General features: G+C 53.7%; 10 protein-coding genes. 5 read left to right on the top strand and 5 right to left on the bottom strand.

What is annotated here, in order from left to right; all coding sequences use genetic code 11:
• Positions 1-71: 71 nt before the first annotated feature.
• On the bottom strand, positions 72-1,172 hold the full coding sequence (locus AC0LWM_RS29845; RefSeq protein ID WP_474678682.1) for an ABC transporter substrate-binding protein: 1,101 nt from the start codon (positions 1,170-1,172) through the stop codon (positions 72-74).
• Positions 1,173-1,432: 260 nt separating this feature from the next.
• On the opposite strand from AC0LWM_RS29845, the gene AC0LWM_RS29840 reads away from it, so the two are divergent.
• The 4 genes from AC0LWM_RS29840 (at position 1,433) to AC0LWM_RS29825 (ending at position 4,880) form a co-directional block, all read left to right on the top strand.
• Positions 1,433-2,926, top strand: coding sequence for an alpha/beta hydrolase family protein (locus AC0LWM_RS29840; protein ID WP_474678681.1), 1,494 nt, complete (start codon positions 1,433-1,435; stop codon positions 2,924-2,926).
• A gap of 73 nt (positions 2,927-2,999) precedes the next feature.
• Positions 3,000-3,224, top strand: a complete 225-nt coding sequence (locus AC0LWM_RS29835) for a DUF1128 domain-containing protein (RefSeq protein WP_474678680.1) — start codon at positions 3,000-3,002, stop codon at positions 3,222-3,224.
• Positions 3,225-3,386: 162 nt separating this feature from the next.
• A complete protein-coding gene (locus tag AC0LWM_RS29830; protein WP_474678679.1) occupies positions 3,387-4,217 on the top strand; it encodes an inositol monophosphatase family protein in 831 nt (276 codons plus the stop codon).
• 99 nt (positions 4,218-4,316) lie between these two features.
• Entirely contained in the window at positions 4,317-4,880 is a 564-nt protein-coding gene (locus AC0LWM_RS29825) for a hypothetical protein (RefSeq protein ID WP_474678678.1), read from the top strand.
• Between the two features lie 52 nt (positions 4,881-4,932).
• Here the strand turns inward: AC0LWM_RS29825 and AC0LWM_RS29820 are convergent, their stop codons facing one another.
• From AC0LWM_RS29820 to AC0LWM_RS29805, 4 genes are all read right to left on the bottom strand, one after another.
• Entirely contained in the window at positions 4,933-5,457 is a 525-nt protein-coding gene (locus AC0LWM_RS29820; RefSeq protein WP_474678677.1) for a hypothetical protein, read from the bottom strand.
• 92 nt (positions 5,458-5,549) lie between these two features.
• Positions 5,550-10,493 carry a DEAD/DEAH box helicase gene (locus AC0LWM_RS29815; protein ID WP_474678676.1) on the bottom strand — a complete coding sequence of 1,648 codons (4,944 nt, stop codon included), beginning with the start codon at positions 10,491-10,493 and terminating at the stop codon, positions 5,550-5,552.
• A gap of 220 nt (positions 10,494-10,713) precedes the next feature.
• Entirely contained in the window at positions 10,714-11,973 is a 1,260-nt protein-coding gene (locus AC0LWM_RS29810) for a hypothetical protein (RefSeq protein WP_474678675.1), read from the bottom strand.
• Between the two features lies 1 nt (position 11,974).
• The gene (locus tag AC0LWM_RS29805; RefSeq protein ID WP_474678674.1) at positions 11,975-12,541 is read right to left on the bottom strand and encodes an RNA polymerase sigma factor; all 567 of its coding nucleotides are present in this window, start codon (positions 12,539-12,541) and stop codon (positions 11,975-11,977) included.
• 260 nt (positions 12,542-12,801) lie between these two features.
• Here AC0LWM_RS29805 and AC0LWM_RS29800 point away from each other — a divergent pair, with 260 nt between their 5' ends.
• The gene (locus AC0LWM_RS29800) at positions 12,802-14,163 is read left to right on the top strand and encodes an ABC transporter substrate-binding protein (protein WP_474678673.1); all 1,362 of its coding nucleotides are present in this window, start codon (positions 12,802-12,804) and stop codon (positions 14,161-14,163) included.
• Position 14,164 lies beyond the last annotated feature (1 nt).

The following is a 14,164-nucleotide window of genomic DNA, read 5'->3' as shown; positions in this document are numbered from 1 at the left end:
CGTTCGTTTCCCCTCTCAGTAGGAGGCAGCTCTCATGCCGAGAGCACGAGAGCTGCTTAAAGGTTTTCCGATCAGTTAATGTGGACGAGAATTTTTTCCTGCCAAGTTTGCGGCAGCTCCTTGGACGTCTTCTCCCATACTTTATAGTCTTTGACCGGCTTCGCGTTTTTGTATTGCTCAAGCGGAATCATTTTGCTCGCTACATCATCCGGCAGCTTGACGCTGTCGCGGATCGGACGGGCGTAGCCCTTGGCCAGGTTGATCTGTCCTTGATCGCTGAGAATATATTCGCGGGTTAGCTTCGCTGCGTTCGGATGCGGCGCGTATTTGTTGATGATCGTTGCGTAACCGCTCACGACGCTGCCTTCTTGCGGGATGACGACCTCGAATTGGTCGGCGTTAATTTGCTGGCGGTAGCCGAGCGCGTTAAAATCCCATAGCAATCCAACGGCGATTTCGCCTTTTTCGAAGTTGGCGACGGTCATATCGGCGAGCGAAATCCGGTTCGCCTTGGCCAGCTTCTCGAAGAAATCGATGCCCGGCTGAATGTTGCTTTCGTCTCCGCCCATTGCGATCGCCGCGGCGAGTACGCCCATTTGCGCTTGCGCCGCTTTCGTGACGTCGCCGACCGCTACTTTGTAATCGCCCTTCAGCAGATCGTCCCACGATTTCGGCGGATTTTTCACCAAGCTTTTATTAATGATGAAAGCCATCGTTCCTTGGTAGCCAACGACCCAATGTCCGTCCTTGTCTTTGGCCCAGTCCGGAATTTCGTCCCAATAGGACGTTTTGTACGGCTGCGTCACTCCTTTTTCCACGGCAACCGGCGCAAACGCAATGCCGACGTCGCCGATGTCCGCAGTCGGTTTGTCTTTTTCCGCTTCGAATTTGGCGATTTCCTCCGCACTAGACATATCCGTGTCGGTGTGCTGAATGCCGTACTTGGCCGTGACGTCCTTCCACGTGTCCAGCCAGTTCGCCCACGAATCCGGCATGCCGACGCTGACGACGCTGCCTTCCTCTTTCGCTTTTTTCTCCATCTCTTCGGTCGACAACTGCTCGCCGGAGCCGCTGTCCGACGACGTTTCCTTCGCTTTCGTGCACGCGGCGAGCGATGCCGCAAGCGTTACGACCAGCGCCAAGCTTAACCCCTTTTTCCACCACTTCGTCATGCCTGCTTCTCCTCCTCAGGACTCATTTTGCTTGTTATGTGATTTTATGTGTCATCTTGTTGTTTTATATCTACAAGATAAACAAGTTCTATTAACGGAAAGTAAGCGCGATGTGGTAATTTTGTAAAATAAAGTCGTATTATCGCAATCCTGCAAAGTGTCGTTCGTCATCATATGACCGCTCATATGACCGCAGTGACTGTGCAATATTACTTTGTCCGGATATGATGGATGTGGATTCCAATTGGAGGCGAACCGCGATGAGACTGTTCGAAATCATATTGTTAAGCTGCTCCGCACTCAATTTGATCGTATACCGAATGAAGGCCGGCAGCCCCCTGCGCCAAAATCTTCTTGTCCTTACGACGATCGCGCTTGTCTTCGCGGCATTGCTGCACATGGATAACGAAGGGCTTCGCTGGCAAATGTCATTCACATATGTATTGGCTGTCGTATTGGTCTGTATCAATGTCAAACGATATTTGCATCCGACCGCAGCAAAAACGTATCCTTTATGGCGAAAGATGCTCGTATCCGTCGGCATTTGCATTGTTTTTGTCGTATCTGCGGCGGTGCCCGCGCTGCTTCCGGTTTTCAGCTTCGAGAAGCTTACGGGACCTTATGCCGTTGGGACGGTGACGTACCATTGGCAGGACGCCTCAAGGGAGGAAACGTTCACTGAGGATCCTCGCGACCGCCGGGAGCTGATGGTTCAATTATGGTATCCCGCCGAGCCGGACGATGACACCTCAGGTGACCCGGCGCCTTACATTCCGCAAAGACGCGACTTTGCCAAGGACGTGGAACGGCAATACGGCACCCCGGCGTTTTTGTTCAAATATTTCGATCTCGTCGACACGCGTTCGACGGAAAATGCTCCAGTTGCCAAAGCGCTGTCGAAATACCCGGTCATCCTATTTTCTCACGGCTTCCCCGGAACCCGGTTCTCCAATGCGTTTCAGATTGAAGAACTGGCCAGCCACGGATACGTCGTCGCTTCCATCGACCATGCGTACAGCGCGATCGCAACGGTTTTCCCGGATGGGCGTACCGCCTCCTTCTCCAACCAAGGGCCTGCGCCTGACGATTTGGACGGTTCGGATCGGCTCATCAGCGAGGTATGGGTCAAGGACGCGCGCTTTGTGCTGGACCAATTGACGAAGTTGAACGATGCCGATTCGGGCGAATTGCTGAGCGGCAAGCTGGACTTGTCGCGGGTCGGCATGCTGGGCCATTCGTTCGGCGGGGCGAATGCGGCGCAAACGCTGCTCGCTGACGACCGCTTTAAGGCGGGCATCAATATGGACGGCACGTTTTTCGGCCTTGGCGATTTGTCGAACGGGCTCAGCCAGCCGTTTATGCTCATGGATACGTCCGATTCGGGCGAATCCGCCCGCCGAAACGGGCCGCCGGAGAAACCAACGAACGAGCTGCTCCGCTCGATGGGCATGACCTCGGAGCAATACGACAAATTACGGCGTGTATGGAACCGCGGCGATTCTGTTCTCCGCCATGGTGCCTATGAACTGACTCTTGAAGGGGCGCAGCATTTAAGCTTTTCCGATTTCTACTTGTATTCCCCCGCCTTGCCGTGGTTGACGGGAACATCGATCCGAACTCGGGAAGCCCATCGCTTGATCAACGCGTACACCGTTGCGTTCTTCGACCAGTATTTGCAAGGAAAACCGAGCCCGCTGCTCGACCCGGACGCACCGCGACTTCCGCATGCGAAGCTATTCCGGAACATACACTAAGATGAGCATTGGTAACGCAACATGAACGTGCTACAATAGATGCTATATTGTCTTAGGCGAAAGGATGATTCCGGTGGATTTAACGAAACAATCGACAGCGAACCTGGAGTACATGATCGAAGGGATCAAATCGAAATTAAAAATGGCGACGGCCGCCGCGATGCAGGCTTCCCATTACGATGAACGGCATTATGAGGATATTTATGATATTTATGAAATCGTCATGAGCAAAGACAAATTCAGCATTAGCGAAATCGAAGCGCTTGTCGCGGAACTCGGCAAGCTGCGCAAAGAATAGCAGTTCGGTTCTTCTCGTTAAAAAATGATAAAAAAATCGTATATTCGGTCGAAGTCGAGCGTTGTACCGACGCTTCTTCGGCCGTATTTTTTTTATGCGGACGGCCTGGAACTTCATGGTATACTCTTGTTACTTTAGCTAATTGAGGAGAGAGTGTTCGCGATGAAAATAGAGGAACAGGAATTGGATCAGATCATGCAAATCGCCAAAGAAACCGCGGTCGAAGCCGCAAAGGCGGCTGGCCGGATAGCCAATGAACGTTTTAACGGAGTGCTGCAAATCGTGGAAAAAGGCGATGACGGCGATCTCGTGACCGAAGTCGATCATTTGGCGGAAGCGGAAATATTGCGCATTATTCGCGCGCGTTTTCCCGAGCATCGCATTCGCAGCGAAGAAGCCGGTTCCATCGAGGCGGCCCAAACCGATTGGCAGTGGCTCGTCGATCCGCTCGACGGCACGAACAACTATGCTTTGGGCATCCCGATGTATGGCGTCTGCATCACCCTAATGCACCGTGATGTTCCCGTAATCGGGGTCATTTACGACTCCCATCTGGAACGTTGTTATGTCGCGCGCCATGGAGCTGGCGCAACCTGCGACGGAAGTCCGCTTGCCGTGTCGGCCGGACGCGGCATCGATATACGCAAGCTGACGATCGGCTGGATTCAGGGCCATCATGTCCAGAAGGACTCGGCGGCGATGAAGCTGAAGCAATCGCTTGACGAGCATTGCAAGCGGGTTCTCCGGTTATGGGCGCCCTCTCTGCTCTGGTGCATGCTTGCCCGAGGCGACTTGGATGGCATCGTCCTGTACAATTCGGAAGGCGATGATTTGTATGCCGGTGTTCTCATGGCGATGGAAGCCGGCGCATCGGTGATCGGTTTCGACGGACAACCTTTTGCCGAAGCGGTGTCCGAACCGTATTTGATCGCCTGCCACCCGGACCGGAAGGAGCAGTTCCTTCGGCTTGTGCATGACGCGCTCGATTCGTAAAATTAGGCCCCATAACAAACGAAAAAGTGTTTACAAAATCCTTTCCTGCATTTAACATAATGGAGGTATTGGATTCCAACATTTGTTAGGGGGCTATTCATGAAGAAGTTGGCAATAATTTTGTCTCTTGTAATTTTATCTATCGTTGCTTTGGGCTGCGGAAGCAAATCGGTTACGGTTCCAACCGGTGACGGCGGCTCTGCGAATATTTCGTCCGACGGAAAAGACGTCACGCTGAAAACGGACGAAGGGTCGCTGCAAATTTCGGGAGACGAGGAAAACGGCTCGATCAAAGGGACCGACGCGCAAGGAAACAAGTTCGAAATGAACGTCACTCAGACGATTCCGGACAGCTTTCCGAAAAGCATCCCCATACCGGACGGAGCAAAAATTACGAGCTCGATGAGCAGCTCCTCGGATGATCAGGGCGATTCGATCGTCGTCATGTATGAGCTTGACGGCGATTTCAAGGAAATTTCCAAGCTGTACACCGATTTTTTGAAAAATGAAGGCTACTCGGATACGTCTACTACCGAGATGGGCGACACGTACATGGGCGGCGGGACAAAAGACGGCATGCAGCTCAGCATCGTCCTCTCCAAGGACGCTTCGAGCGGTTTGATCTCGTGTATGCTGACGTACGCAACGAATAAAACTGCATAAAATGACAATACCCGGCCGTCGAGACGATTTTGTCCGAGCCGGGTATTCTTTGTTATTCGGTTATTGCGGATAGTACGATTTCTTTCCCATTGTGGGAAGCGGTTAACCCTAAAGCCTCTACACTCACGAAAAGTACATGATCAATTGAGAACAATTTTGCCCCTGTGCGGTAACCGCCTTCTTTCGCGAGCTTGACCTCGGATCGATTCGGCAAGCGGAATGTGCAGGAATCCTCATCGTATTCAAGATAATTGCGAAAGACCCGCGCCTGGATGAAAGCTTTGCCGTTCATTTCCATGAACTTGTATGTTTCCCCGTTTCCGCCGTATACTTCAAAATCAATTGAAACAACGGTAAACTCCCCGGATCGTTTCGTTATATTGTTCGGCAATTTCGCTTCGATGCTTTGCAGCACTTCGATGATTTTGCCGAGGCCCATGAGGATGAGTCCGCTAATGATGACACTCCCCCCGCTGAGAAGTCCCAATATATTATTGCTGTTCATAGCGCCAAGGAACCCAACGAAGAGACCTACGGCGACTATAATGCCTCCAATAACAACCAAAAAGCTTGCCACTTCGTTACCTCCTCTCGTATGAGCGGCACATCAACTATGATGTACCGCTTAGCTGGATATTTCCCGGGCAATGCTGCGCCACGATTCGCCATTTATTGCAGGGTACTCGGCCACAACACGAGCGATGTCTTGTCTTTTTCGGCGCCCATCGCTTGCAGCTCATGGCCGGATACCGTATCAGTCACTTTTTCGCCGTCCCATGTGTCGATCACGATCTTGCTCCGGTGCTGCTGACGCATGATGGCTTTGAACAAAGGCTTGAGCTCGCTCACACTGCTCCCTGAATCGATTGTAAATATCTTCTTGCCGTTGTTTTCAACCCAATACAACCAGCGATCGCCCTGCTGCACGATATAATTGCCGGGCTTGCGCGAGAATGCGATTCCCTTCTTGTCCGGCCAAGGCATCAAAGTGCCGTACGGATTCGCCGGATCGACGGCGCATAGCAGCGTTAGCGGTTGCGACGCATCCGCCGAATCGCTAGCACTCGGCCCCTTGCGCATCGAAGAAGCGATTTCATGCGTCGTGAACTGCAGGGACGATACGCCTTGAATAAACATCCCCCGCGTCACCGCCCCCCATTCCTCGAGCCGCTTCAGCACGCTAAGCATCGTATCCCATGAGAATGGACACGATTCGGCGACGATGTCCTTCGTCATCATGCCATAACCGTTCAACAGGTGGTGCGCCCAGCGGACTACCGACTGCTCCGGCTCGGGCGCTTCCGCTTCATCAGCCAATGCGTTTAACGCGTACCATCGGCCTAAGCCGGAGCCTTGCTTCGGCGGTTTTTTGCTGCGAGCTTGCAAATGCACGCGCAAAGGCGAGAACTGATCGTTGGCGACTTTACCTTCCCAGACAAGATCGAACAAATCGTTCAACAGCTCGGAAGGCAACCGGTTGCTGTCTCGGCTCAGCTGGGTCAGGAACATGGCGCCTTTGCGCTGCAGCAGTTCAAGCAGCTCCTGGTGTTTCGCGCCCGCATTTTGGGGATTCGAGCCCGAAGCTTGGGTGTTCGAGCTAGCCGCTTGGGTGCTCGAGCTAGCCGCTAGGGTTCTCGAGCTAGCTGCTTGGGTTCTCGAGCTAGCTGCTTGACGGTTAGGGTCAGCATCATTGTGCTTCTCTGTCACATCCGCTCTGGGCGATGCTCGATTCAGGGCGGCCTCCTTGTTGGTGTCCCCTGTGTTCTCCCCGGAGGCATCCTTATCCGGCCTGCTAGCCGCCTTTACGATCGGCATATACAGTTCCTTGGATTCGGAAAGGAAAAAGGCGATTTTGCCTTCCTTATCTTGATCATCCTTCTTGCCGACCCAGAACAGCTCGCCGGAGGCGCACAGCAAATCAAGGTCCGTCGGGCGATAATCGGCGATCCGCGCGGGCAGCACGATCGATTCCCAATGCGGCAGCGGCAGGAATAGCCCTTGCAGCTGGGCAAGCACGGAACGTAAACCGTCGATGCCCTGCGGCTTGGCTTCCGCTTGCAGTCGATGGCGGCGAAGCATTTCGCCGCACCACCTTGCGGGATCTACGGGCTCCGCTTGTTTCCGGTGATGGCTGACTGACAGCCGGACGATTCGCGCGGCGATCTTGGAGCTGATCCATAAGCCGGTCTCGTCGTCGTCCGCGAACGGCGCAGGTTCGATCAGCTTCAGATCGGCCCATTTCGCGATAGCTTCTTCGGCCATTGCCTCCGGCAAGCCGTAATGCTGCCGAAGCTCATCCGAGGTGAACGAAATCCGGTTTTCGATGAACCGGTTCAACACGAATGCCCTTGCAGCAACATCTTCGGGAAACGCGGCATACGTCTCGCGCTCGTCGCGGCAAATGACCCGCCGTTCCCCTCCGACCGCGACCTCCTCGGCCCGCTTCGAACGGATCAGCTCATCCAGCCAATGTTCAGCGGCTTCGGCTGCTGCCGGTTCCGCACCGGCCGTCCGGAGCAGTTCGGCGCGCGTCATGTCGCCGCGGCGTTTCAGCAGCCGCAGCAAATCTTCGGCGTCCCGCGGTGGCTCGTCGCCTTCGGCAAGGCGCTTACGCTCCTCTGCGACGATGCTCGGCTCGAACGACCGCCGCACCGCTTCCCGGCCGAACAGCTCGCCCGCCATCTCCTTGTTAACGCTTAGCAATTGCAACTGCACGTCTTCATTCAAGGCGTCGGACTCGTACATGTTCATCGTGACGTAATCGGCGACGAATTGAGCCGCCATCGGCGAAGGGTTTTCACATTCGCGAACGACGACCTCCACCTCGCCTGCAACGATCCGATCCAGCACGAGCGTCACATGCCGGATATCAAAATGTTCCTGCAAGCATTCGTCGACCGCTTCCTGCAAATACGGGAAGTGCTCGGCGAAAGGCAGCGATTCCTTGAGCAGCTCCTCGCTGCGCAACCGCCGCTGCCAGGTCGGCATCCGGCGGAAGCTTCGCGCCAGCAGCAGCGACGTTTCCGCAATGCGGCGGAACGTTGCCGGCAGCAATGGCGAGGAAGGCAGCGCTTCGCTGAGCAGAGGCTCCACCCTCGCGGAGGTGACTTGCCAGAACGATTGCAGCCAGGAATAATCCCATTCGGAAAAAATAAATTCAATGCCGTTATCCTTCGCATTGCTGTAAAACCGGTACGGCAGCGTTTGCTCCAAATGCTGCCGCAGCGCCAACTGCCACGTCCGGTTAAAGCGTCGCCCCCAAACGTTATGGATGACGACGTGCACCTGATTCATCAAATCGCGGTAATGCTCGATCACGATCCGCCGATGGGTCGGCACGACGCAAGCCGCATGCTGGCCCCGGATATATCCGATAAGCGTTTCGGACGTTCTCGCGTCCAGATGATACTCCTGCTCCAGCCATGCCGTTGCCTCGATGTCGCTGGGGCGGATTCGTCCGGTATCTCCACTCGTCTCTGTTTCATCGAGCTTGCGGATCTTGCGATCGGAAGAAGAATCCGCAGGATTGCCGGCGCTTTCCTTCAGCCCTAATCGTACGATCAGCTCGGACAGAAACGCCCCGACCTTCTCGCCTAATGCAAACGATCGTCCGCTGATGTCGGCTTGCCAGAACGGAACTTCGCTCAGTCGGTTGGCCGTTTCCACGACGTATACTTTGTCGCCCGCGATTTCGCGGATCATCCACGATTGGGTGCCCAGCTGGAATACGTCGCCGACACGGCTTTCGAACACATACGTTTCGTCCAGCTCGCCCAGATGCAGCCGGCTGTCGGCATGGTGGACCGGGTACGCGGAGCTTTGCGGAATCGTTCCGGCTCCGGTCACCGCCGCCATCAGCGTATTGCGCCGGCCGGCGAGCCGCCCCGTATCGCGGTCCCAGTCGATGACCGGACGCGCGAACGGATAAAACCCGGCCAGCACCCGCAGCATCCCTTCCAGCCTGTGGCGCGGAAAAGCGCGGAAGCTGTCGCAGCGGGCGATAACGGCGTGCAGCCGGTCAAGCTGCCACGCATCCGTGGCGAGCATCGCCGTGCATTGCTGCGAAAGCACGTCGATCCGGTTGCGCGGCACGCGGATCGGCTCGATGTCGCGGCTCGCGATGAGCCGGCTCAGCACGGCGACCTCGGGCAGCGCCCCGCGGTGGCGCGCGATGACGACGCCGCGGCTTGCGATGCCCGCGGCATGCCCCGCGCGGCCGACGCGCTGGATGCCGCTCGCCGCCTCCATCGGCGAGTCGATCTGGATGACCAGATCGACATAGCCGACGTCGATGCCGAGCTCCAGCGACGACGTCGCGACAAGGCAGCGCAGCTCGCCCGCTTTCAGCATCCGCTCGATCTCGAGCCGCTTCTCGCGGGATACGCTGCCGTGATGCGCGCGCGTCATTTCGTAGCCGACGTAATCGTTGAGCCTCAGGCACAACCGTTCGCACATCCGCCGGCTGTTGGCGAAGATCAGCACCGAACGGCAGCCCTCCATCAGCTGCATAATCCGGTCCATGAACGGAATCCAGACCGCATCACGCGTTTTGGCAGGCGCCTTCGGATCGGGCATCGTTACCTGCAGCTCGATCACTTTCTCCATCTTGCTCTCGACGATATGCACCGGGCGAGGCCGGTATCCGAAAGGATGGATGAAACGAAGGTCGTCAAGCGCCTCCGCATCCTCTACGGTACCGCCCATCGTCCCGGCAACGGCACCAATTCCAGTACCGGAGCGAGACGTCGCGCCTTCTCCCGCTTCGACTCCCGCACTTGCACCTGCTCTAACCGCTCCTGCATCTATTCCTGCACCTGCTCCTGCCCCTCCCCCTGCTCTTGCTCTATCCGATCCTTCACCCGTGCCTTTTGCCTCTTCGGCTCCCGCACCGGTGCCCGCTGCTTTTCTTGCCTGCGACTCCGGCTCCTCCCAGCCGCCCAGAAACCGGGCCACCCGCTCGAGCGGCTTTTGCGTGGCCGATACGCCGATGCGCTGCACTGGTCCACCGCACCATTCAACGAGCCTCTCCAGCGTCAGCATGAGGTGCGAACCGCGCTTGTCCGCAGCCAAGCTATGAATTTCGTCCACGATCACCTGCTGGATCGTCTTCAGGATGTCGCGGCCCTTCTGCGACGTCATCATGAGGTAGAGCGACTCCGGCGTCGTCACCAGCACGTCCGGCGGCGTCCGCAGCATCGCCGCGCGCGCGCTTTGCGGCGTATCCCCCGTCCGTACGGCTGCCGTCACCCGAACGAGCTTCTCCTGCGCCGCTTCGGCGAACTGCTCCAGCTCCTCGATAAATCCGACGGCATGGTGGTGAATATCGTTGTTCAGCGCCTTAAGCGGCGTTATGTATAGTGTCCGTACCCCACGAATACGTTTCGATTCCCTGGCTTTCTCTTGAATAATCCGGTCGAGGCACGGCAGCAAAGCCGCAAGCGTTTTGCCCGAGCCGGTCGGCGCCGCGATCAGCGTATGGCTGCCTGTAGCTATGGCTTCCCATGCCCGGACTTGCACATCCGTGGGATTGCCGAATTTCTCCCGAAACCATCCCGCCAGCATGGGATGCATATTCGCATCAAGCGATTCGATAAAGTCAGGCTCCGTTGCCATGGCATTCATCCCCCTTCTCTAATTGAAAATCAAGCCGCTGTTCCAACTTGCTTCGTCTCCCCCTATTTTACCAATATTTCGGCAGCTTTGCAGAATCCGTTTTCAACTCGGGCGACATCGACTCGTACAACGAGCCTGAACGCCAAACATCCCTCGCCGCCTTGGCAAGGGATGTTGCTGATTCCAGTATCGTTTAAGTTTCTCCATTGCATGAATCCAACTATTTCGCAGCGTCCGCTTTCTGCTGGACTATTTCCGCAGCCGGCGCCTGCAAATACATCTGGGCTTGGTCGACCCACTTCTGGATATATTTGTCCGTCGCCCATTGCATCATGACGATTTGCTCATTATCGGCACGGTCCACGGTCAGCAGCGGTTTATTAATAATTTGATTCGAATACGGGTAAAAAATAATTTGGCGATCCGTCACAACGGCGATCATATCGCTTTTCGGCGATGAAAACGCATCGACCGCAGCCGGTTGAACCGTCTGAACTTCCTTCAGCGTGCAGCAGAGATGATCGAACGAAACGATGCTATCCGGCACTTCAAACGGGACATTGCGCATAAAATAAGTCGAGCCGTCCTGGCCGGTCCCTTCGTTCGCTTCGGCGATCTGCGCGACCCATTTGCCGTTGTCGCGGACGATCCACCAGTTGTCGTTGCTGAGGCCCGCATTTCCCGACGGTTGTTTGCCCGTATTGCGCTCGCGTTCGATCCACTGTTCCGCATCGTTGCCTAGAACTTCGCCGATCGTCATATGCTGCGCGTCGGCACTGCCCTCGGAAACAAGCGTTCTTTTGCCGCCGTTCATCTGCTTGAATTCACGAACCCACAGCCGGTTATACCGGTTCGTCGAGTCACCGCTCGCCACGGTTTCGTTATTCTCAACGGCAACATACTTGTTGCCGGCGTACATCAACTTTTCGCTATAAGTCACCTTCGCCTTGGAATCTTCCTTGAAGGCGGCCGTTTTCAGCGACTGCTTCGCAGGATGGATGGTCAGATAAGAAAACGAGCTCGTTTCCGTCGTTTTGACCATCGGTTCGATTTTCCAAAACTCCTGCTTATACGGAACAAGAATGCCCGTACCTTCCGCAGCCGCCTGCAGCTTCCCGTCAATCGGCGCAGCGAGCACCGTTCGGTAGCTGTGCGTTCCTTCAGCCTGCTCATCGGCCCGAAATCCGATAAGCACGGCCGAGCTCAGCTGGACCTCTTGATCCGCCAGCGCTTCCTTCGCATCGGACGCCGTCTTCGACACCTTTTCCGTTAAAGCGGACTCCTGCGAAGCGAACTGATCGCCGAACATGGAAAATATCGCGATGATCAGAATGATGGCGCAAACGCCGCTAATTGCCGGCCACCAAGGCCTTGCGATCGTTTTTTTCTTATCGATTTGCGTTTCGATGCGTCGGCGCAGCTCGTCCGAAAAGCCCTGCTTCATGAACGGGCCGGATGCCAGTTCTTTTTTCAGTTCCATTTCAATGGGATCCACTCGTCTCACTGTCCTTCATCTTTATAATTTTGTTGCGGGCATGATGCAATCTGGATTTCACGGTACCTTCGCTGACGCCCAAGACTTGTGCCATCTCCCGCATGGATAGCTGATAATGCGCGAACAGGATCAACACTTCCCGGTATTTGACCGGAAGCTGCAGCACCTTCTTCCACAGGTCGGTTACGGCCAAATTTTCAATCGCTTCGCTTTCGGCCGACCGGTCGGTCCCCTGCGCCTGCGTCCCTATGAAATCAACCAGCGTCACCTTGCGGAAAAACGCCGATTTGCGGTAGTCGAGTGCGGTATTGCGGGTGATGGCGAGAAGCCATGTTTTGACGGACGATTCATTGCGGAAGGAGAATAAGTTGCGGTATGCCTTAATGAACACATCCTGCGTAATGTCATCGGCCATCTCCCATTTGCGTGTAATGCTGAAAGCATAATTCCAAACGTCGTTCCCGTATGCAGTCATCAAATCTTCCAAAATCGCTTTTTTATCTGTGCTTTCGCTTATATATTTCAAGTAGTCGAAATCTACGTTGGAGTCCAATGCTTTCACCTCATTTTGTTTTGACGATCTACATCAAATTATAGTTCATTTGGCTCGGGCAATGTTTAAGAATTTCTTTTGTTTTGGTGTAATAATATGTTAATCTCATCAAACATTAGCGTAAAATTTGGAACATTATTCAACTTGGTGTTCAATAATTCAAGATTTTTTTCCAAAATTATTGTAATATTATCTGGATAAACCATCTTAAACCTAATGATGGTATCTATAGGGATTATTCCACATGTTTTGGAGGAAGAATGAAAACAAAAACCTATTTCATCATCCTATGTACCCTTCTGCTGTTTCCAGCCCTACTTCTTGGCTGTGAGCAATCGACGGAAGATTCGTTTGAACAAGAAAAGAACGATGCGATCGAGGAACAAATCGATAAATCCGAGGCAGCGGTGAAAAAAGAAGAAGTAACCGTGAAAATTCTCGGTATTTCCGAGGACGATTTCAATCGGTATTACAGCGATTTCACGGCGAAATACCCGCATATTAAAGTCGAAGCGATCAAAGATGGGTATATGGATGGAAATACACTTGTTTACCATCTTCTTGATCAGGAATGGCTAGATCAGAATAAGCCTGATCTTCTCATGATTTCCGCGGGAGATACCGTTTTTCGCAAATTGATTACAGATGATAAGTTGACCGATATTTCTTTGATTCTTCCGGAAGAAGATCTGAATGCCCTCTATCCGCCGCTCGTCGATTATATGCAGCAATTGGGAAACGGAAGAATACACGGGGTGCCGGAATCTTTTAATATGATGGGGCTTTATTATAATAAGGATCTGTTCGACAAGTACAAGATTGAATATCCGCGAGATCAGATGACTTGGATGGAGCTCCTTCAATTGGCGAAACGTTTTGCGGTTACTGGGGCGAAAAAGGACGGCATCACCGGGTTACGGATGAATTCTCCGTTAGGTTACTTTCTTGACGTGATAAGCAGAACGAATAAATCGATATTCGATGCTTCGGGAAAAGCCGATCTTCATGATCCGGAATGGAAGGAATTGCTTGGGGCTGTTTTCGATGGGATCAAAAATGGTTCAATCCTGTTAGATAAAGAAGGGGAAAATTGTTGTTATTTCCAATCGGGGCAAGTTGCAATGAACCTCTCCTACTCTGGCAATGAAATATTACAGTTCAATCCTGTTCTCGACTTTCAGTACGGACTTGTTACCGAGCCAGTCAATCCGAGATATCCGAACAAGACAAATCATCTTGTCATCACTTCCATCTTGGCCATCAATGCAGTGTCCGAGCATAAGCAGGAAGCCTGGGAGCTGCTGTATCATATGATTAGCGAAACGAAAAACCCGCGCGATACTAACAAATACAATATGCCTGTATTAACTGATAAAATTAAACAACTCGAACAATCCGATCCGAAATATGCTACCTTGTTCAAGCTGCAGGATAATGGAGACGTCCTGGAATCCGATATATTCAAATATGGATACGGTCTTTTTAGTTTCATCTACGACTACGATTTTACACCCTATCTCGAAGATCGAATCTCGATTGACGAACTATTGACGGATATCGAAAAGGTTATCGATAATCGGAAATTGAAGTACGATGCGGAAGCGCGACAGAAAGAAAAGTAAA

This window comes from Paenibacillus sp. sgz302148, assembly GCF_056120465.1.
This window is presented reverse-complemented; position numbering and strand designations above follow the sequence as displayed.